At 50.7% G+C, this 21,103-nt stretch carries 19 protein-coding genes; 5 read left to right on the top strand and 14 right to left on the bottom strand.

Annotated features, from left to right (window positions below):
• Positions 1 to 4 precede the first annotated feature (4 nt).
• Together M977_RS12450 and M977_RS12445 are read right to left on the bottom strand one after the other, a co-directional pair.
• Positions 5 to 694: an LrgB family protein gene (locus M977_RS12450; RefSeq protein WP_064515418.1), complete on the bottom strand. Its 690-nt coding sequence runs from the start codon at positions 692 to 694 to the stop codon at positions 5 to 7.
• A complete protein-coding gene (locus tag M977_RS12445) occupies positions 687 to 1,112 on the bottom strand; it encodes a CidA/LrgA family protein (RefSeq protein ID WP_064515416.1) in 426 nt (141 codons plus the stop codon). Before M977_RS12445 ends, M977_RS12450 begins: the two co-directional genes overlap by 8 nt.
• Before the next feature lie 102 nt (positions 1,113 to 1,214).
• Between M977_RS12445 and M977_RS12440 the strand changes: the two genes are divergently transcribed.
• Complete coding sequence (locus M977_RS12440; RefSeq protein ID WP_064515414.1) at positions 1,215 to 2,105, top strand: LysR family transcriptional regulator; 891 nt, start codon at positions 1,215 to 1,217, stop codon at positions 2,103 to 2,105.
• A gap of 36 nt (positions 2,106 to 2,141) precedes the next feature.
• On the opposite strand, the gene M977_RS12435 is transcribed toward M977_RS12440, so the two are convergent.
• From M977_RS12435 to soxR, 4 genes are all read right to left on the bottom strand, one after another.
• On the bottom strand, positions 2,142 to 3,788 hold the full coding sequence (locus M977_RS12435; RefSeq protein WP_064515412.1) for a Na+/H+ antiporter: 1,647 nt from the start codon (positions 3,786 to 3,788) through the stop codon (positions 2,142 to 2,144).
• Positions 3,789 to 4,047: 259 nt separating this feature from the next.
• Complete coding sequence (locus M977_RS12430; RefSeq protein WP_064515410.1) at positions 4,048 to 5,397, bottom strand: NCS2 family permease; 1,350 nt, start codon at positions 5,395 to 5,397, stop codon at positions 4,048 to 4,050.
• 411 nt (positions 5,398 to 5,808) lie between these two features.
• Positions 5,809 to 6,471: a glutathione S-transferase family protein gene (locus tag M977_RS12425; RefSeq protein WP_064515408.1), complete on the bottom strand. Its 663-nt coding sequence runs from the start codon at positions 6,469 to 6,471 to the stop codon at positions 5,809 to 5,811.
• A 283-nt stretch (positions 6,472 to 6,754) separates the two neighbouring features.
• Positions 6,755 to 7,213: a redox-sensitive transcriptional activator SoxR gene (gene soxR / locus M977_RS12420; RefSeq protein ID WP_064515406.1), complete on the bottom strand. Its 459-nt coding sequence runs from the start codon at positions 7,211 to 7,213 to the stop codon at positions 6,755 to 6,757.
• Positions 7,214 to 7,291: 78 nt separating this feature from the next.
• On the opposite strand from soxR, the gene soxS reads away from it, so the two are divergent.
• On the top strand, positions 7,292 to 7,615 hold the full coding sequence (gene soxS, locus M977_RS12415; RefSeq protein ID WP_064515404.1) for a superoxide response transcriptional regulator SoxS: 324 nt from the start codon (positions 7,292 to 7,294) through the stop codon (positions 7,613 to 7,615).
• Between the two features lie 236 nt (positions 7,616 to 7,851).
• Entirely contained in the window at positions 7,852 to 8,133 is a 282-nt protein-coding gene (locus M977_RS12410; protein ID WP_064515401.1) for a YjcB family protein, read from the top strand.
• 71 nt (positions 8,134 to 8,204) lie between these two features.
• On the opposite strand, the gene M977_RS12405 is transcribed toward M977_RS12410, so the two are convergent.
• From M977_RS12405 to ssb1, 3 genes are all read right to left on the bottom strand, one after another.
• Positions 8,205 to 8,981, bottom strand: a complete 777-nt coding sequence (locus tag M977_RS12405; protein ID WP_064515399.1) for an ABC transporter substrate-binding protein — start codon at positions 8,979 to 8,981, stop codon at positions 8,205 to 8,207.
• Between the two features lie 14 nt (positions 8,982 to 8,995).
• Positions 8,996 to 10,174: a M20 aminoacylase family protein gene (locus M977_RS12400; protein WP_064515397.1), complete on the bottom strand. Its 1,179-nt coding sequence runs from the start codon at positions 10,172 to 10,174 to the stop codon at positions 8,996 to 8,998.
• A 200-nt stretch (positions 10,175 to 10,374) separates the two neighbouring features.
• Complete coding sequence (gene ssb1, locus M977_RS12395) at positions 10,375 to 10,914, bottom strand: single-stranded DNA-binding protein SSB1 (protein WP_064515395.1); 540 nt, start codon at positions 10,912 to 10,914, stop codon at positions 10,375 to 10,377.
• Between the two features lie 228 nt (positions 10,915 to 11,142).
• Here ssb1 and uvrA point away from each other — a divergent pair, with 228 nt between their 5' ends.
• A complete protein-coding gene (gene uvrA, locus M977_RS12390; RefSeq protein ID WP_064515393.1) occupies positions 11,143 to 13,968 on the top strand; it encodes an excinuclease ABC subunit UvrA in 2,826 nt (941 codons plus the stop codon).
• A gap of 5 nt (positions 13,969 to 13,973) precedes the next feature.
• On the opposite strand, the gene M977_RS12385 is transcribed toward uvrA, so the two are convergent.
• The 5 genes from M977_RS12385 to dnaB form a co-directional block, all read right to left on the bottom strand.
• Positions 13,974 to 14,327, bottom strand: coding sequence for an MmcQ/YjbR family DNA-binding protein (locus M977_RS12385; RefSeq protein WP_064515391.1), 354 nt, complete (start codon positions 14,325 to 14,327; stop codon positions 13,974 to 13,976).
• Between the two features lie 354 nt (positions 14,328 to 14,681).
• Positions 14,682 to 15,395 (bottom strand): acid phosphatase AphA, encoded by a 714-nt coding sequence (gene aphA / locus M977_RS12380; protein WP_064515388.1) that lies wholly within the window; start codon positions 15,393 to 15,395, stop codon positions 14,682 to 14,684.
• Positions 15,396 to 15,565: 170 nt separating this feature from the next.
• Positions 15,566 to 16,759 carry an aromatic amino acid transaminase gene (tyrB, locus tag M977_RS12375; RefSeq protein ID WP_064515386.1) on the bottom strand — a complete coding sequence of 398 codons (1,194 nt, stop codon included), beginning with the start codon at positions 16,757 to 16,759 and terminating at the stop codon, positions 15,566 to 15,568.
• A gap of 480 nt (positions 16,760 to 17,239) precedes the next feature.
• Entirely contained in the window at positions 17,240 to 18,319 is a 1,080-nt protein-coding gene (gene alr / locus M977_RS12370) for an alanine racemase (RefSeq protein WP_064515384.1), read from the bottom strand.
• Positions 18,320 to 18,484: 165 nt separating this feature from the next.
• On the bottom strand, positions 18,485 to 19,891 hold the full coding sequence (gene dnaB, locus M977_RS12365) for a replicative DNA helicase (RefSeq protein WP_034492420.1): 1,407 nt from the start codon (positions 19,889 to 19,891) through the stop codon (positions 18,485 to 18,487).
• A 78-nt stretch (positions 19,892 to 19,969) separates the two neighbouring features.
• On the opposite strand from dnaB, the gene M977_RS12360 reads away from it, so the two are divergent.
• The gene (locus M977_RS12360; protein WP_064515382.1) at positions 19,970 to 20,953 is read left to right on the top strand and encodes a quinone oxidoreductase; all 984 of its coding nucleotides are present in this window, start codon (positions 19,970 to 19,972) and stop codon (positions 20,951 to 20,953) included.
• Positions 20,954 to 21,103 lie beyond the last annotated feature (150 nt).

Below are 21,103 nucleotides of genomic sequence, written 5' to 3'. Positions count from 1 at the left end.
GGTATTAAAACATCAACCAGCTTACCAACGGCGCGATTAACACCATTACGACGCCGGAAAACATCATTACCAAACTGGCGACCACACCTTCCTGCGGGCCAAGTTCGTAGGAACGTGCGGTGCCAGCGCCGTGAGAAGCGGCACCAAAACCCGCGCCTTTTGCCATTCCTTCACGAATGGCGAGGCGCAAAAACAGCACATCACCCACAGCCATACCAAATACACCCGTCACTACCACAAATAATGCCACCAACTCCGGCTGCCCGCCGAGTGGTTTAGCAGCGGCTAAGGCAAAGGGTGTGGTAATCGAACGGACCGCCAGGCTGCGTTGAATTTCATCGGGCAAAGTAAACAAACGCGCCAGCCAAACCGAACTGGTAACCGCAACAACAGTGGCGGTGATAACCCCCGCCGAAAGTGACATCCAGTGGCGTTTGATAACATTCAGATTGTCATAAACCGGCACTGCAAAGGCGATGGTCGCCGGGCCAAGCAGCCACAGTAACCAGTGCGCTTCGCCCATATAATTTTGATAGGAGATATGACCCAAAACCAACATCACCACCAGCAATACCGGCGTTAAAATCAACGGCATCAGAGGCAATTTTCGAAAGCGGCGATAGAGTTTTTTATTGGCAAAATAGAGCCCAAGGGTAATAACCAGGCACAACAGACTCAACTGAAAGTTACTCACCGCGAGCCTGCCTGCGAGCAATTCGCGCCAGCTCATAACGATAAACTTTATCCACCACCAGCGCAGTAGCAGCCAGCACCAGTGAAGTGCTGATAGCAATCACGATGAATATACGCCAGCCATCTACCATCAGTAATTCTGCATAGTTCACCACCGCGACCACAGCGGGCACAAAGAACAGCAGCATTTCAGCTAATAACCAGCGGGAACCCGCACGAACCCAATTCAGCGGTACCACTCGGCAGACAATCAACGCCAGTAATAGCACCATTCCCACAAGGTTTGCAGGAAGCGGTAAATGCCACCAGTCAACTAACTGTTGGGCGAGAATGAACAATCCGGCGTATAGCGCAACTTGCACCGGCACCTGAATGCGGCGGAAAAGAACAGGCGTAAAACCACGTAACGCCAGGGCCATGAGAGTGGCACTCCAGAAAATGTGATGTGGAGATTATAGTTAGCCAACTTCATTGAAAAAAATGAATTAAAATCATCACAGGTATAGTCAACAGGAATAGTTATGGACATCAGGACGCTACGTTATTTTGTTGAAGTGGTTCGCCAGCAAAGTTTTACCCGCGCGGCCCAAAAGATGTTCGTCACCCAGCCGACCATAAGCAAGATGCTGCGCAACCTCGAAGATGAGTTGGGTTGCACTCTGCTGATTCGTGATGGTCGTAAACTATTACTGACTGATACCGGGGAGGTGGTTTATCAACGAGGATTAGCCATTTTGGCGGAATTTCGCCAACTTGAAGCCGAACTTGGTGATATCAACCATCTCAACAAAGGCGTGTTACGCCTCGGTATTCCACCGATGGTCGGCACCATGATGGCAGGGCCAATTAGCCTGTATCGCCAGCGCTATCCAGGTGTTGAATTAAAGATCTCTGAATTTGGTGGTTTAACGGTGCAGCAGGCTGTTCTTAATGGCGAGCTGGATTTAGCCATGACCGCGTTGCCTTTTGAAGATGAGCACCACACTTTCTGCTCGTTACCTTTGCTGCATAATCCGCTGTGTGTGCTGGTTCCGCGCTCCGGGCAGTGGACAACACGAGAAAGCATCGATCCAATCGAGCTTGCGGTCCATCCTCTGCTTATCTACAACGAAGATTTCGCGTTAAGCCGCCAGTTAATTCAGCTCTTCCAGGAGCATGGGTTTACTCCGCGTATTGCGGTACGTAGCGGTCAGTGGGATTTTCTGGCCGCGATGGTGCAGGCCGGTGTAGGGATTGCGATTCTACCGGAGACTATTTGCCAAAAACTGGATAAAAACACGTTGATGTGGCTGCCGTTAAACAGCGACTTAACGTGGCAACTGGCGATGATCTGGCGCGATGGGGTTTATATTTCGCAAAGTGCGCAGGCATGGATTGCCTGCTGTAAGGAGTTTTGGCCGGTCAGTTCATAGCGCCCTCTCCCCCTGCAGAGGGAGAGGAATAGCCGATTAATGCTGTTCGACCAACAACGCTTCCAGCAAATCCAAATCGTGCAGCAGCTTCATCAACGTCTCATTGCTGATTTTCTGCGTGGCACGTAAATGGTAAAGCTCAGCACGCTCGGAGCGTAGTGCGGCCAGGCGGAATCGGCGCTCAAGGTTCTCTTCAAGCTCACTACTTTCTACATCATTACGCCCGTCAGCCCGGCGGCGTAAGTTCCCGATTACCCGCGAACTGACCTCTTTTAACAGTTGGTCATCGATGTTCTCATTGACGTCAGATTGCAGGCGCTCTTCCATTTTCTGAATTGCGACAATCGCCACTTCAGCCGTTGCCGCACGCGCGGTACGCTCTTCCTGCCGCGCCACTGATTTGTCAGGGACTTCTACATTACGCAGCAAAATCGGCAGCATAATCACCCCGACTAACAGCGAGAATAGAATCACACCCGCCGACAGGAAGATAAGCTCGTATCGTGCCGGGAACGGTGAGCCATTACCCAGAAGCAGCGGAATGGAAAGTACACCCGCAAGCGTAATCGCCCCGCGCACACCGGCAAATGATGCAATACACAATTCGCGGGTTGTGTAGTTACCGAACTCCAACGGACGCTTTTTCATAAAACGCAGGCTGATGCGTTTCATGGTCCACAGCCATAAGAAACGCACACCGATCAGCGCGAAATAGATAAGCCCGACATCAACAAATAACATCCAAAGTTCGACGTTCGGATCGGCATTTGCCGCTGCAATAGAGGTTTTCATGATGCCCGGTAATTGCAGACCCAACAGCAAGAACACCATGCCGTTGAACACGAATTCAAGCATCGCCCAGACACTGTTTGCACGTAAACGCATCGCCAATGGCGCACTGCGCAACACGCCAGAACGGGTAATAGTCATACCCGCAGCAACCGCCGCCAAAATGCCGGAAACGCCGATATGTTCGGCGATCAGGTAAGAAGCAAACGGCAACAGCAGAAGCAGCAGGATTTGCGTTGCGGGTTCGTCACCGCTCCAGCGGCTCATCAGGCGCAGCGATTTACCGTACAGCCAGCTGACTGCAATCCCGGCCAACAGGCCGCCAATCGCTACTTTGAAGAACTCGAGGGTGGCACCACCGACGGAAAACACCATCGTTCCCACCGCCACGGCGACCGCCATTTTCAACGATACCAGGCCGGAGGCGTCGTTCATCAACGCTTCACCCTGCAAGATACCCATGATTTTCTTTGGAATACGCCCTTCTCCGACAATACCGGAAAGCGCCACGGCGTCGGTCGGCGAGAGGACGGCTGCCAGTGCAAAAGCCGGAAGCAGCGGAATGCCTGGCACGAGGAAGTAAATCAGGAAGCCAATACCGACCACGGTGACCAGCACCAGAACCAGCGCAAGGCCGATGATTTCCCGCCCGTGGTTGAGAAATTCGTGCGTCGGCGTTTTCCAGCCATCGGCAAACAGCAGCGGCGGAATAAACAGCACCAGGAAGAGTTCCGGGTTGAAGTCGACATGCAAACCAAAGTGCGGCCAGGCGAGCACAGCACCTATCGCGATTTGCATTAACGGAAGCGGGATCTGGAACGGCAGCATGCGTGTGGCCACCCCAGAAAGAGAAACCACAAGGGTCATGATGAGAATGGTAAAGAAGATTTCCATACTGTCCTTAGTCGAGGTGTTTTGTGAAACCCTTTTTGCAGGATGTTGTGTTACCCAATAGTAAAACAACTTTTTATACCGGAAGGAAACAGGAAATAACTTGAAGTGGTTTTGGGAGGAGTACTCAGAGTTTTTACTCTAAATAATTCAAGTTGCAGCCAGGCGGCAAAGCAGCGACCCCCAGGAGCTTACTAAAGTAAGTGACTGGGGGTCGCGAGTGCAGCTAACAACCCTGCAGCTTGAAGTATGACGAGTAAAATTAAATTGCCCAGCCGCCTGCGTAGAATGCGACCAATGCAATAGCAATCACGACTGTACCGATATTCAGCTTACGCCACTCACCAGAGACGATACGGCCAATCACCAGAGTTGCGAAACCAATCATGATGCCGGTAACGATGTTACAGGTCAGCACGATAAATACCGCAGTAATCAGGCCCGCCATGGCATCAACAAAATCTTCAAAATCGATTTTGCCCACGTTGCTCAGCATCAGCAAACCTACATACATCAGCGCCGGAGCGGTAGCGTATGCAGGAACCAGATAAGAGAGTGGTGAGAGGAACAGAATCAACAGGAACAGCACACCAACGGTGATTGCCGTCAGGCCGGTTTTACCACCTGCAGCAGTACCTGCCGCAGATTCGATGTAAACCGCAGCAGGAGCTGCACCAACGAGGCCTGAGAACACTGAGCTCAGGGAGTCGGTAGTCAGCGCTTTACCGCCATCGATAATTTGACCGTCTTTATCCAGCAGATTTGCCTGGCCCGCAACGGCGCGGATAGTGCCGGTTGCATCAAATACCGCAGTCATTACCAACGCCAGAACGCTTGGCAACACCACCGGGTTCAACGCGCCCATGATATCCAGGCTACCGATCAGCGAGTTGCCCGCTTCATCTTTCAGCGAAGGCATAGCGAAAATGCCAGAGAAATGAACGCTTGGGTCAAAAATCAGGCCGAAAACAGAAATACCGATAATAGTCAGCAGAATGCCGCCAGGGACTTTCAGTTTTTCCAGACCGATGATCACCGCAAGACCAATCAGCGACATAATAACCGGGAAGCTGTCGAAATGACCGAGCGCAACTGGCAAGCCATCAAGTGGGTTTTTAATTACCAGGCCGACACCGTTTGCGGCAATCAGCAGCAGGAACAGGCCGATACCGATACCAGTACCATGCGCAACACCCATCGGTAAGTTACGCAAAATCCAGCTACGAATGCCGGTTGCAGAGATGATGGTGAACAACACACCCATCAGGAACACGGCGCCTAAAGCAACCGGAACGCTGATGTGTTGGCCGAGCACCAGGCTGAAAGCGGTAAACGCAGTCAGTGAAATGGCACAACCGATAGCCAGCGGCAGGTTCGCCCAAAGGCCCATGACAAGAGAGCCAACACCGGCTACCAGGCAAGTTGCCACAAAGACCGCCGCAGGAGGGAAACCTGCTTTACCGAGCATGCCCGGTACAACGATCACGGAGTACACCATCGCGAGGAAGGTGGTTAAACCCGCTACAACTTCCTGACGAACGGTGCTGCCACGTGCAGATATTTTGAACCAGGCGTCAATGCCGCTGGTTGCACGCGGAGAATGATTAGACATAGTGAAAAATCCCCTGAGATTTTTATGATTACGTTGGTATGCGTGGTGGACAATCCACTGCTAATTAAACGTTCATACTCTTCATTTTTCGGGTTACGTACTTTCCCGGTAACTCGAATAAGTTGAGTAGATCCCTATACTGCGTTTGTGACAAAAAGGGGCGCCACAAAAAAAGCAAACGTTTAACTCCGCGCATACAAACTAGGCGTCAAAATTAAGGCAAACGATTATCCGGCCTTCTTACATGGATTTTCAACCGAACTTTGCCGCTTTTTGTCGAAAAAGGTATTAGCCGGTCAAAATATCGCCACCTCGTGCGCAAACGTTATCGTCGATGCGCAATTTAGCAACAATGATGCAAGATACTGGTTATATATTTTCCTGACTCATAGGATTTTTAAATAGATAAGATCACGGGATCTCAAAGGGCCCACCTTGCTGAATCGCCCGCTGCCAGGCAGGGCGCATTTGCACTTTGCTGTACCAATTCTGCAGATTCGGTAAGTCGTTAATGCCACCTCGCGAGAGCAACGCGATCACCGGGAAACTCATCTGAATATCTGCCGCGCTAAACGCCTGCCCGGCAAACCACGGATTTTGTTGCAGCGAATCTTCGAGATAGCGCGCATGGGTCATAATCTGTTTATTCAAATAAGCCTTTTGCACTCCCTGCCCTAACACCTTCCCCACCGGGCGCAATAACCACGGAACTGGTGCTTTCCCAAGACTGCCGAACACCAGCTTCATCATTAATAAAGGCATTAACGATCCTTCGGCGTAATGCAGCCAAAAGCGGTAACGGAGTTTGTCTTCATTGGTAATAGGTTTGAGGCGGCTTTCGGCGTCATACGTTTCTTGCAGGTATTCAATGATTGCCCCCGACTCCGCGAGGATATTGCCATTATCTTCCACTACCGGTGACTTCCCTAATGGGTGCACGGCTTTTAACGACGCGGGTGCCAGCATGGTTGGTTCGCGCTCGTAGCGAACAATCTGGTACGGCACCTGTAGCTCTTCGAGCATCCATAAAATGCGCTGCGAGCGGGAGTTATTGAGATGATGGACGATAAGCATAAGGTAACCTTTTGTTTAGCAAGATGAGTTAACTATAGGTAAATGTGCAAAGAGTGGAGCATTAAAATCGTTCAAAAAACATTCAAAACCACCTTGAAACCTGGCTGAGCAGAACTACAATTAAGTTGTCAGTGCAATCCGGAACCTCCTGAGAATGTGTAATTGAGGGACGCTGATGTCGGGGGAAACCCTCCTTGCGAAAAGCGGGATAGATCGAAAGACAAAGACCGGGAATAAACTAAAGCGCCGAAGTTGGGCGCTTTAGTTTTGCCTGCTATTGAGGTTAATCATCTTCCAGTAAACGAGCACCCGTCCCCTCTTCACCGAGTTTATCGCCTGGGTTTCGCAGCGGGCAGTCAGCACCCGATAAACAACCACAGCCAATGCAGCCATCAAGTTCATCGCGCAGTGCGGTCAGCATATTGATGCGCCGGTCCAGTTCTTCGCGCCATTGCGACGACATCTTTTTCCAGTCGTTCTTATTAATTTTGTGCCCGTCTGGCAGCACCCCAAACTCTTCACCGATGGTCGCTAACGGAATGCCGATTCGCTGGGCGATTTTAATAATGGCAACGTTTCGCAGCACATCACGCGTGTAACGACGCTGGTTTCCGCTGTTTCGTCTGCTTTTGATAAGCCCTTTGCTCTCGTAGAAGTGCAAAGCCGAAACGGCCACGCCGCTACGCTTCGCCACTTCGCCAGGACTGAGTAAGGGTTTAAAGCGCGGTAATTTCTTTTCCATAATGCTCTTTACCTCAAGTTAACTTGAGGAATTATACTCGCTGCCAACAAAACCGGCTAATCGTAATCAGGATGGCTTATGGCACACCAGGACATTATTCAAACTTTGACTGAATGGATTGACGATCACATTGATCAGCCGCTGAACATTGATGTTGTGGCAAAAAAATCAGGCTATTCAAAATGGTATCTTCAGCGGATGTTCCGCACCGTGAAGCGCCAGACGTTAGGTGAATACATTCGCCAGCGCCGTTTGTTGATGGCGGCCAGAGAGCTTCGAAATACTCAGCGACCGATTTTTGATATTGCGATGGACTACGGTTATGTCTCTCAGCAGACATTTTCGCGTGTTTTCCGCCGTGAGTTTGACCGTACACCAACCGATTATCGCCACCACGCCTGATAAAGTTCGTGGAAGAGTTGTTGCCTGACAGCCCGATAAGATGGGTCAGAAAATGCGCCGCAGAACTGGCGATTAAAAGAACAAATGTGATATAGTTCACAAATCCTGTGAGACAGGATTCTTCTTACATTTTCTGTACCCACTCATTCCCCCTGACGGTCCCTGAGCTGTATCTGCCGCGCCTTGTGTCGCGCTAACCGTTGAGCGTAATGAGTTATGCTTAAGGAACAGTTTTCATGGCGGCAATTACCACCAGCGTTTTACTGATGCGCTGGCCTTTAGTCAGTGCGGTTTTGATGTTTTTAGCCAGCACGTTGAACATCCAGTTTCGCAAATCCGACTATACGTTTTTGGCAATAGTCAGCAGCTTGCTGGGAATCGCTTCTGCTTTGTGGTTTGCGACCGGTTTATTGGGTTTAAATCTGGCCGACTTCCCGGTGATTTGGGCATCGTTTAAAGACATAATGATCGAGATCTCAAGCCATGCACCGCCAGAATGGCCAATGGTGTTGACCTGATTGCCAGGATTAGAATTGATAACGGCCTCATTGTGAGGCCGTTTTTGTTTTTACGAGCAAGTCGCTACACATTACGTCCCGGAATAAATGTCGAAACTAAAGTATTTCGAGGCGAGTTTTTTATACGTTCCATCCGCAATAATCTGGCTTATCGCTCCATTGAGCGCTTCACGTAATTCGGTATCATCCTTTCGCAAACCAATTGCTGCACCGGCACCGAATAGTTCAGGGTCCTGCAACGCTCCGCCTATCATGGCAAAATCTTTACCCTGGGGTTTATTCAGGAAACTGTATTCCGCCATTACACCAGACAGCACAGCACCATCAATACGCCCGGACTCTAAATCCTGAACGACCAAATCAGCCCCTTGGTAAGCAACGACATTTACGCCAGAATTACGCCAGTTTTTATTGGCATAGGCTTCCTGAGCAGATCCCTGCTCAACACCAATCGTTTTACCTTTTAACAGTTCAAGCTCAGGTTTAATGTTGGTATTTTTATGTGCGACCAGAAATACTGGGCCGTTATAAATTTTATCGGTAAAGGCGACCTGCTCTTTTCGTTTTTCAGTCATATACATCCCGGAAAGAATGGCATCAAACTTTCTGGCTTGCAGCGCAGGAATAATCGCATCGAAATTATTCTCTACCCAAACGCATTTCGCCTGGAGTTTCTCGCAAATAGCATTTCCTAAATCAATATCAAAGCCGACCACCTTGCCATTAGCGTCTTTTGATTCAAAAGGGGCAAATGTTGGGTCCACACCAAAACGGATTTCTTTAAAATTATTTGCCAATGCCGAAGTCGTCGCCAGCAGAGCAATTAATGGCAGTATATATTTTTTCATATTAGCTCCGGCAGTTAACGACAATAAGTTTGGACTAAGCGGGAAAAGAATGAGGCGCCGGTAGAAATAATGTCATCATTAAAATCATACCCCGGGTTATGCACCATACAGCCACCCTTATCGCCCTTCTCTCCATTCCCTAACAGGAAATAACTGCCCGGACGCTCTTGCAGCATAAAAGCAAAATCTTCGCTGCCGGTCGAAGGGAGAACTTTATCGAGCACCGCATCTTTACCAAAGAACTCAACGGCCAGCTCTCTGGCAAACGCCGTTTGCTCATCATCGTTTATCAGCACCGGATAGGAGTCGTAGACTTCCACTTCACAACTTGCACCAAAACTTTTAGCGGTAAAATCCGCCAACTCTTCAATTCGTTTAATCAGCAGATCGCGGATCTCCGGCTTCATCGCGCGCACGGTCAATTCCATCACCGCAGTGTCTGGAATAACGTTGGAAGCAATGCCCGACTGGAATGTTCCCACGGTAACAATCGCGGTTTCACCCGGCGTGGCATTACGAGAAACTATGGTTTGCAGTGCGGTAATTAACGCAGCTCCAGTGACGATTGGATCGACAGTACGATGTGGATAAGCACCGTGGCCGCCGTAACCTTTGATGGTAATTTTTACCGTATCCGCCGAGGCCATAAAATTGCCTGAGTAGAACCCGAGCTTCCCGGTCGGCAAGCCTGGCATATTGTGGAGGGCAAAAACTCGGTCGCAGGGGAAGCGGTCGAATAATCCGTCTTTAATCATTAAATCTGCACCGCCAATCGCTTCTTCGGCAGGCTGGAAAATGAGGTGGACGGTACCATTAAACTCGCAGGCATTTGAGGCAATATATTTCGCTGCAGCTAATAAGATGGTGGTGTGGCCATCATGTCCGCAGGCATGCATTTTGCCAGGAACTGTACTAGCCCAGGGTAAATTGGTTTCTTCAAAAATAGGTAGCGCATCCATATCAGCACGCAGGCCAATAGATTTATTCGAATCCCCTTTTTTCAAAGAACCCACAACACCAGTAGTGCCAATTCCTCGTGTGACTTTATATCCCCAGGATTCAAGTTGCTTTGCTACTAAATCACTGGTTTTAAACTCTTCCAGACTTAATTCTGGGTTTGCATGCAGATAATGACGTATTGCAATCATCTCATCTTCTGATGCTTTTATTTCTGGAATAACGAAATCCGTCATGCTGCGCTCCGGTGGAGTTATAAGTGTTTGTGTTTGCATAAACAACTTAGCTGGATAACGTTTTAATGCAAGCAGGATTACTTATGATGCGGAGTAATACATTCAGATTATTAATAAATCGCCAATGTCATTTTATTCACGTTAAAAACAAAAAACCCCGCAAGCGGGGTTTTTGTTAATTCTAAATGCCAGAACCATTATCAGAATGGAATATCGTCATCGAAATCCATTGGTGGTTCATTGTTAGATGGTGCGGGAGCGCTCTGCTGCGGGCGAGATTGTTGCGCGCCGCCGCTGAACTGGTTACCACCCTGCTGCGGTTGCTGAGGCTGACCCCAACCACCTTGCTGCTGGCCTGGAGCACCGCCGCCGGCAGGAGCACCACCCGCTGCACGTCCACCCAGCATTTGCATGGTGCCGCCAACGTTAACCACGATTTCGGTAGTGTACTTTTCAACACCAGCCTGGTCAGTCCATTTACGAGTTTGCAATGCACCTTCGATATAAACCTGGGAGCCTTTACGCAGGTATTCACCTGCTACTTCTGCCAGTTTGCCAAACAGCACTACACGGTGCCATTCAGTTTTTTCTTTGGTTTCGCCGGTTTGCTTATCGCGCCAGGACTCTGACGTGGCCAGAGTAATGTTGGCAACTGCGCCACCATTTGGCATGTAGCGTACTTCCGGGTCTTGACCCAGATTCCCGACGAGAATCACCTTGTTTACGCCTCTGCTGGCCATGATCGTGTCTCCTGAAACGTTTAATAAGTAGTGTAAACCCTCGATTCTACCACGCCACCCCTAATCTTTATAGCTGCGGGATGCATTCCAGAATGTCGGTAGGATATACATTATTGCATTAAAGCACTGGATATCCATTCAGGTTTTATTGTGTCATAATTAGCCGTTTGTGATCGTCGGCGGCCTCCAGTGCGGCCTGGCAAAGAGCGTTTAAACCGGGAAAGGTGAATGGATAAGATCGAAGTTCGGGGCGCCCGCACCCACAATCTCAAAAATATTAACCTCGATATTCCACGCGACAAGCTGATTGTCGTGACTGGGCTTTCGGGTTCTGGCAAATCCTCACTGGCTTTCGACACCCTATACGCCGAGGGGCAACGTCGTTACGTTGAGTCCCTCTCCGCCTATGCGCGTCAGTTCCTGTCATTGATGGAAAAGCCTGATGTCGACCACATTGAAGGCTTGTCGCCTGCGATTTCTATCGAGCAGAAATCTACCTCGCACAACCCGCGTTCAACCGTCGGCACTATCACTGAAATTCATGACTACCTGCGCCTGCTATATGCCCGCGTAGGCGAGCCGCGTTGCCCTGATCACAATGTTACTCTTGCGGCGCAAACCGTGAGTCAGATGGTCGATAATGTTTTAGCTCAGCCGGAAGGTAGGCGCCTGATGCTGCTTGCGCCAATTATTAAAGATAGAAAAGGCGAGCACAGCAAAACTCTGGAAAATTTGGCAAGCCAGGGTTATATCCGCGCAAGGATCGACGGCGAAGTGTGCGATCTATCCGATCCGCCAAAACTTGAGCTGCAAAAGAAACACACCATCGAAGTGGTGGTTGACCGTTTTAAAGTCCGTGAGGATTTAGCGCAACGTCTGGCCGAATCATTTGAGACAGCGCTGGATTTATCTGGCGGTTCTGCTGTTGTCGCCGATATGGATGACGAAAAAGCCGAAGAATTGCTGTTTTCGGCAAACTTTGCCTGCCCAATTTGTGGCTATAGCATGCGTGAGCTGGAACCGCGTCTGTTCTCGTTCAACAACCCGGCCGGTGCCTGCCCAACCTGTGACGGGCTTGGCGTGCAGCAATATTTCGACCCGGATCGTGTTGTGCAAAACGGCGAGCTTTCCCTTGCTGGCGGCGCAATTCGTGGCTGGGATCGCCGTAACTTCTATTACTTCACGATGATGCGTTCGCTCGCGGAGCATTATAAATTTGATATCGAAACGCCGTGGAACGAACTGACAGCCAGCGTGAAAAACGTGGTGCTTAACGGCTCCGGTAAAGAAAGTATTGAATTCAAATATATAAACGACCGTGGCGATACCTCGGTACGCCGCCATCCGTTTGAAGGCGTTCTGCATAATATGGAACGTCGCTATAAAGAAACCGAATCTTCTGCAGTCCGCGAAGAGCTGGCGAAATTTATCAGCAACCGTTCATGTGCAAGCTGTGAAGGTACACGCCTGCGTCGTGAAGCACGCCATGTGTTTGTCGAAAACACACCGCTGCCTACTATCTCTGATATGAGCATCGGCCATGCGATGGAATTCTTCCAGAACATGAAACTCAGCGGCCAGCGTGCTCAAATCGCTGAGAAAGTGCTGAAAGAGATTGGCGACCGCCTGAAATTCCTGGTGAACGTCGGCCTGAATTATCTGTCGCTATCACGTTCAGCTGAAACGCTGTCCGGTGGTGAAGCGCAACGTATTCGTCTGGCAAGCCAGATTGGTGCGGGTCTTGTCGGCGTGATGTACGTGCTCGATGAACCCTCTATCGGCCTGCACCAGCGTGATAACGAGCGCCTGCTGGAAACGCTGATTCACCTGCGCGATCTCGGTAACACCGTGATTGTGGTTGAGCACGATGAAGATGCTATCCGCGCCGCAGACCATATTATCGATATCGGCCCAGGTGCCGGTGTGCACGGTGGCCAGGTGGTTGCTGAAGGCACCATGCAGGACATTATGGACGTGCCTGAATCCCTGACCGGGCAGTTCCTTAGCGGGAAACGTGGAATTGCGGTGCCGAAAAACCGCGTGCCTGCCGATCCCGAGAAAGTGCTTAAACTGGTTGGAGCGAAAGGCAACAACCTGAAAGATGTGACACTGACGCTGCCGGTAGGTTTGTTTACCTGTGTGACCGGGGTTTCCGGTTCCGGGAAATCGACGCTGATTAACGATACGCTTTTCCCGATTGCTCAAACCCAATTGAACGGTGCGACGCTTGCAGAACCTGCGCCTTATCGTGAAGTTCATGGTCTGGAGCATTTCGACAAAGTTATTGATATCGACCAAAGCCCAATTGGTCGTACGCCTCGTTCAAACCCTGCTACTTACACTGGCGTGTTTACGCCTGTGCGTGAGCTGTTTGCAGGTGTGCCGGAGTCACGTGCGCGAGGTTATACGCCGGGTCGTTTCAGCTTTAACGTGCGTGGTGGGCGTTGTGAAGCCTGTCAGGGCGATGGCGTGATCAAAGTCGAAATGCACTTCTTGCCGGACATTTACGTGCCGTGCGACCAGTGCAAAGGCAAACGCTATAACCGCGAAACGCTGGAAGTTAAGTACAAAGGCAAGAGCATCCACGAAGTACTGGATATGACCATTGAAGATGCTCGTGAGTTCTTTGATGCCGTACCTGCGCTGGCGCGTAAGCTGCAAACGTTAATCGACGTGGGTCTGTCTTACATTCGCTTGGGTCAGTCTGCGACCACGCTGTCTGGTGGTGAAGCACAGCGCGTGAAACTGGCGCGTGAGCTTTCTAAGCGTGGCACCGGGCAAACACTGTATATCCTCGATGAGCCAACGACTGGTCTGCACTTTGCGGACATCCAGCAGTTACTGGAAGTTCTGCATCAGTTGCGCGACCAGGGCAACACCATCGTGGTTATCGAACATAATCTGGACGTGATTAAAACCGCAGACTGGATTGTTGACCTTGGCCCAGAAGGCGGTAGCGGCGGCGGCGAAATTCTCGTTTCCGGTACACCAGAAACTGTCGCGCAGTGCGAAGCGTCACATACCGCTCGTTTCCTTAAGCCTTTGCTGAAATAGTCGAATCAGTCAGAAAGCTGCTGCCTGGTTTGCTGAGGCAGCAGCGATAATGCCTGCTGATAAGAGGCATCAACCAGATAGTAAATCTGCGAATCCGGAAGTGTGCCGTCCAGGTAAAGCGTGCTCCAGTGCGCTTTGTTCAAATGCGCGCTAGGATGCACATCACTATGTTGTTCACGTAACAAGTCGGCAAGTGCCGGGCTTGCCTTTAACGACACTGCCGGGCGTGCTTCCACATCATGCACCATCGCATACATCACATCCGCCACTTTTATTTGTGTGGCCTTCCAGTCGCTATGAACCGTTTGTTCCGCTCCGGGTTTGTTCATGCAGTACTGCAATAGCTCCGAATTGGTCATTTTATTCCCCTTGAGAGACTCCCGTGAAAACGATGTGCTGGCCAGTTTAAGGCGCAGGCATCTCTAAGTGTGCGAGCAACTCGCCAAAAGGTAAAACTCAACGGGGAAATTTTGATGAAAAAAACGGCAGCGGGATTGGTATAGCGTCATTAAAACCGATTCTACCCTAGATAATTCGAGCTGAAGGACAAAAGGCTTTAGCCTTTTGAGCAGCGCTTGCGCTGACCTCGACAGAGGCGAGGCTTTGCCGAGTAACGCGGCAAGTGAACTCATCCCCAGGAGCTTACTAAAGTAAGTGACTGGGGTGAGTGAGTGAACCCAACGCACCTGCGGCTTGAAGTATGACGGGTAAAATTAGTATTCGGAGTTAACGATAACCTCTTCGCCAAATGTCCCTGCTTTTGGCAATGGCTGATAGCTGGAGTTTGAAGCACGTAGCAGGCGAATACCCCTCGCACCTACGTCCTGCGCAGCAGTAATATCGCCGTCTGAGTCACCGTAGAACACTTTGATTTTCTTATCTTTCAGCCATTGTGTCTTGGTATTTTGGCCTGGCTGGTCGCCCGCGAAAATAACCGGATTCACGCTTGCCTGTGGGATTAGAAAATCTTTCTGCAGCGTCTGAGTCACAGTTTCTGTTTTAGTCGGACTGCGGCCGGTGACGAAGTAAATGCTGTCGCCACGCTTGAGGTGCATCGCGATCAGATTCCGGGCAACCTCTTTCGGCATGCTGAAATCATCCCAGCCATTATTCATTTTTTCCCAGAACTCAGGATTTTTCAGGTAATCCTGTTTGCCTGGAGAAAACTCTTTTTGCCCGCGATAGAAGCCAGGGCTTGAGAACAGAACCGTGTCGTCGATATCGAAACCCACCGCCATCGGCGCGCGGCCCAGCAGGCTGTTTTCGATTTGTGCGACAGAAACCCAGTGAATCGGAACTTGCTGCGCCAGTTGCGCGACGGTTACGCCAGGGTTGAGTGGTACGGGTGCAGATTCCTTAGCAACAACAGACTGGTTCAATCCCAATAACAAACAAACGGCACTTAATGCCATAGTTAGCTTACGCATCATTTTCCCTTTAATTATGATTAGTGAGGGTGATAAAGCAGAACAGATGGTCAAAAATCAATTCGACCATACCGATGCGAAAGCGCCATAGGAAGGAATTTTTCAAGATTTATCATAGAAAAAGGCGATGATCACACATCGCCTTTTTAAGATGAAAAGTAAGTGAGTACTTACATTACAGCTGCAAAAGCCTGTGCTACACGCTGTACGTTATTGCTGTTAAGTCCTGCGACACACATGCGCCCGCTGGCGATCAGATACACCCCAAACTCATCACGCAGACGGTCAACCTGTTCTGAGCTCAGACCGGTATAGCTGAACATGCCACGTTGTTGCAGCAGATAGTCAAAGTTACGCTCCGGCATTTCGGCTTTCAGCACAGAAACCAATGCCTGGCGCATATCAAGAATACGGCGACGCATGGTTTCAACTTCTTCCAGCCAGTTGGCTTTCAGCTGCTCGTCATTGAGCACGGCCGATACCACTTGCGCCCCAAAGTTTGGCGGGCTGGAGTAGTTACGGCGCACGGTTGCTTTCAACTGGCCTAATACGCGGCCTGCGGCATCGGCATCTTCACAAACGACAGACAGGCCGCCCACGCGCTCGCCATACATAGAGAAAATCTTCGAGAATGAGTTACTGACCAACGCTGGCAGCCCGGCGCTGGCAATCGCGCGAATCGCATAAGCATCTTCTTCCATGCCCGCACCAAAGCCCTGGTAGGCAATGTCAAGGAATGGAATCAGCTCGCGCGCCTTGAGAATTTCAACCACCACATCCCATTGCGCATCCGTCAGATCAGAACCTGTCGGGTTATGACAGCACGGATGCAACAGTACGATACTTTGCGCAGGCAGCGTTTGCAGGGTTTCCAGCAGCGCTTCGAAGCGCACGCCGTTGGTTTCGGTATCGAACCACGGGTAGGTATTCACTTCAAAACCCGCGCCGCCAAAGATAGCGACGTGGTTTTCCCAGGTAGGATCGCTGACCCACACCTGCGAATTTGGGAAATAGGTTTTCAGGAAGTCCGCGCCTACTTTCAGAGCACCAGAACCGCCAAGTGTTTGAATAGTGGCGATACGCCCTTCAAGTAACGCCGGATGGTTTGCGCCAAACAGCAGCGGAGCTATCGCGCTACGGTAGCTGTTCAGGCCTTCCATCGGCAGGTAAATCGATGCGCCATGCGGCGTAGCATTCAGGCGTTCTTCAGCTTGAGCAACGGCCTGTAACTGCGGGATAACCCCATTTTCGTCGTAATAGAGACCAATGCTGAGGTTTACCTTGTCACTGCGCGGATCAACTTTGAAACGTTCCATCAAGGAAAGGATTGGGTCGCCAGCATAGGCGTCAACTTTTTGAAACACGGTGAGGTTCTCCTGGTTTACAGTGTTGCGAACAACCAATGTAAACCGGAAGTTGGGGAGAGATCGAGAGGTTTGTGCTTAGAAACATCCCTCTCCCTGAGGGCTGTCTCTTAGTCACATATATGTGAGTCGGGAGATTGTTCCCGGTATAAATTGCCCCAGTGTTCCCCATAAGTCAGGCTTGAGCTGTCGGGAGCAGCGAAAGAGAGCGATCGTCGGGAACGAGTCGCGAACGACCCTGATGTTGGGGATAAGCTGGGGTTTACCGCGCAGCGGCAATTTAATGACCGGGCGCCTGGATTATCAAGGAGATGGCGTAATCTCCTTGATACGTTCACCGTGTCCAGGAATGAAAGAGATAACTGAATGCACAGGTGAACGGAAAATCAACGAGGCTTAAAGATCTCACCCTGACAAAATTGCCGGGGCGAGTTATGTATAAGAGATCTCTCCCCGAGTGTGAGGAGGAAGACAAGAAAATTAATCCAGATATTCCATCACAACCCTTGAAGTCAGGCGAGTGATAAGTTCGTAAGCACTCACTTTTGTGATTTCAGCAATACGTTCAACCGGCAGACTATCGCCCCACATCACCACGCCATCACCCACTTTGTCTGCTGACTGCGGGCCAAGATCGACACAAATCATGTCCATAGCAACGCGTCCGACAATTGGTACTTCACGGCCATTCACCAGCACAGGGGTACCAGAAGGCGCAGCACGTGGGTAGCCATCACCATAACCAATAGCAACTACCCCCAGGCGAGTATCACGTTCGGCAATCCAGGTGCCGCCGTAACCGACCGCTTCACCCGCTTTATGCGCACGCACTGCAATCAGGCTGGAAGTCAGTGACATCACCGGCTGACAACCAAAATCTGTGCCGCACGAGTGTTGCTCTAACGGAGAAACGCCATACAAGATAATGCCTGGGCGAACCCAATCCATATGCGAGTCCGGCCATAGCAAGATGCCGCCGGATGCACCAATAGAGCGCTGACCAGGCTTGCCCGCAGTAAACGAATTGAAAGTATCGAGCTGGCGCAGCGTGGCATCAGATTCCGGCTCGTCAGCGCGAGCAAAATGGCTGACGATATTCACCGGCTGGCTGACATTTTTACAGCGGCAAAGACGCTGATAAAACGCCTCCGCCTCTTCAGGCAAGATACCTAAACGGTGCATGCCGGTATCCAGTTTCATCCAAACCGTTACCGGATGGCTTAACTCGGCTTGTTCCAGCGCTTCAAGCTGTTCGATGCAGTGGACGGCTGTCTGGAAATTCTGTTCGGCAATAGTCGGGAGGTCGCAAGCGTTAAAAAAGCCTTCCAGCAGTAAAATAGGCTGAGTGATGCCCCCGGCACGTAAGCGAACACCTTCCTCAAGACGGGCAACACCGAAGGCATCGGCATCAGTCAGTGTTTGGGCCGTCTCGAGCAGACCATGCCCATATGCGTTTGCTTTCACAACCGCCACCATACGGCTGGCAGGAGCCAGTTCGCGCAGGCGTTGCAGGTTGTGTCGCAGAGCGCGGCGGTTAATTTTTACGGTTGCCGCTTGCATGTTCGATCCTTGCTAAAAATTAAATATGGGGACACCACAAATCCTCTAAATCATTCGGGCTGCAAGAAGGCGGCAAACTCGTGAATCCCCATGAGCTTACACAAGTAAGCGATTGGGGTAAGCGAGTGCAGCCAACGCACTTGCAGCGTGAAGGATAACGAGGATTTAGTCTTCGTCGTATTGCGGGCCAGCGTAATTATCGAAACGTGAGAATTGCCCGTTAAACGTCAGGCGCACGGTGCCGATTGGGCCGTTACGCTGCTTACCGAGGATGATTTGCGCGATGCCTTTCTCGTCACTGTTGTCGTTATAAACTTCGTCACGATAGATGAACATGATTAAGTCGGCATCCTGCTCGATGGAGCCTGATTCACGCAAATCCGAGTTAACCGGGCGTTTATCTGCACGTTGTTCCAGGGAGCGGTTAAGCTGCGAAAGCGCAACTACCGGCACCTGCAGCTCTTTTGCCAGCGCTTTTAGCGAGCGCGAAATCTCGGCGATTTCCAGGGTACGGTTGTCCGATAGTGACGGTACGCGCATCAATTGCAGGTAGTCGATCATTATCAGGCTGAGGCCGCCATGCTCACGGTAGATACGGCGCGCACGCGAACGCACTTCCGTTGGCGTAAGGCCGGATGAGTCATCAATGTACATGTTGCGTTTTTCAAGCAAGATGCCCATGGTGCTGGAAATGCGCGCCCAGTCTTCGTCATCAAGCTGGCCGGTACGGATTTTAGTCTGGTCGACGCGTGACAGCGACGCCAGCATACGCATCATGATCTGCTCGCCTGGCATCTCGAGGCTGAAAATCAGCACCGGTTTTTCCTGCAACATCGCGGCGTTTTCGCACAAGTTCATCGCAAAGGTGGTTTTACCCATCGACGGACGCGCCGCCACGATGATCAGATCCGATTTTTGCAGACCAGCCGTTTTCTTGTTCAAGTCCTGGTAGCCGGTGTCGACGCCCGTTACGCCATCGTGTGGCGTCTGGTAAAGCGTTTCGATACGCGAGACTGTCGCTTCAAGGATTTGGTCGATACTTTTCGGGCCTTCGTCTTTATTCGCACGGCTCTCAGCAATCTGGAACACGCGGGACTCGGCGAGGTCGAGCAAGTCTTCGCTGGTGCGCCCTTGAGGATCGTAACCAGCATCCGCGATTTCATTCGCGACGGAAATCATTTCACGCACTACGGCACGTTCGCGCACAATATCAGCATAGGCACTGATGTTCGCAGCACTTGGCGTATTTTTTGATAATTCGGCCAGATAGGCGAAACCACCGACACTTTCCAGATTGCCCTGAAGTTCCAGAGATTCAGAAAGCGTGATCAGGTCGATTGGCTTGCTCATTTCGAGCAAACGCTGCATTTCGGTGAAGATCATGCGGTGTGGACGGCTGAAAAAATCGTTAGCCACGACGCGCTCGGAAACGTTATCCCAGCGTTCGTTGTCCAGCATTAAACCGCCCAACACCGACTGCTCCGCTTCCAGAGAATGTGGCGGCATTTTCAGCCCTTCCATCTGACGATCGCGGGGTTCTTTCGGTTTGTTGAAGGGTTTATTTCCTGCCATAGTGAGGGAGTTACCAAAATCAGATAAGAGAGACGAGAGTTTACTCTATCTCCCTCCGAGGAAACAGAAGGAGTTCTCATGGCAACACGCATTGAATTTGGTCAGCACGGCGGACCAGAAGTCTTAAAAGTTGTTGAATTCACCCCAACCGCTCCCGCAGAAAACGAAGTCCAGGTTGAGAACAAAGCGATTGGTATCAACTACATCGACACCTATATTCGCAGTGGTTTATACCCACCACCGATGCTGCCAAGTGGCCTCGGTACTGAGGCTGCGGGAGTAGTCAGTAAAATTGGCAGCGCGGTAACACATATTAAAGTTGGCGATCGAGTGGTCTACGCACAGTCCGGGCTTGGCGCTTACAGCAGTGTTCACAATGTGCCTGCCGATAAAGCCGCAAAACTTCCTGACGCTATCTCTTTTGAGCAAGCTGCCGCGTCGTTCCTCAAAGGGCTGACGGTTTATTATCTGCTGCGTAAAACCTACGATATCAAAGCTAATGAAGTTTTCTTATTCCATGCTGCTGCCGGTGGCGTGGGGCTAATTGCCTGCCAGTGGGCCAAAGCACTAGGCGCAAAACTGATTGGTACCGTTGGGTCAGCACAAAAGGCGGATCGCGCCAAAAAGGCTGGAGCCTGGCAGACCATTAATTACCGCGAAGAAAACCTTGTCGACCGAGTGAAAGAGATTACTGGCGGCAAAAAAGTGGCCGTAGTTTATGACTCTGTAGGGAAAGATACCTGGGAGGCTTCGCTCGATTGCTTACAGCGCCAGGGGCTGATGGTGAGTTTTGGTAACTCTTCAGGCCCGGTGACGGGTGTGAATCTGGGGATTTTGAACCAGAAAGGCTCACTGTATGTTACTCGTCCGTCACTAAATGGTTACGTGACCACGCGTGAGGAGCTGGAGGAAGCGAGCAACGAGCTGTTCTCGTTGATTGCCAGCGGCGTGATTAAAGTGGATGTAGCTGAAAACCAGAAGTTTGCTTTGAGCGATGCAGCGCTGGCTCATACAACACTGGAGAGCCGCAGTACTCAAGGCTCTAGTTTACTGATTCCATAAAAGAATTTGGGCCTCCCAAGGGAAGCCCATTCTTTTTTTGTTCGCTCTGTATGTAGGGTACAGCGCGATGAATTCGTTTTTTTGCAACCCGGTAATATTGTCAGATTTGGTAAATAATTGATATCCCGCGACCCGCAAACTTAGCCAGAA

This window comes from Buttiauxella gaviniae ATCC 51604 (assembly GCF_001654835.1).
Classification (GTDB): domain Bacteria; phylum Pseudomonadota; class Gammaproteobacteria; order Enterobacterales; family Enterobacteriaceae; genus Buttiauxella; species Buttiauxella gaviniae.
The sequence above is the reverse complement of the archived record's forward strand: the minus strand, read 5'-3'. Positions and strand labels throughout refer to the sequence as shown.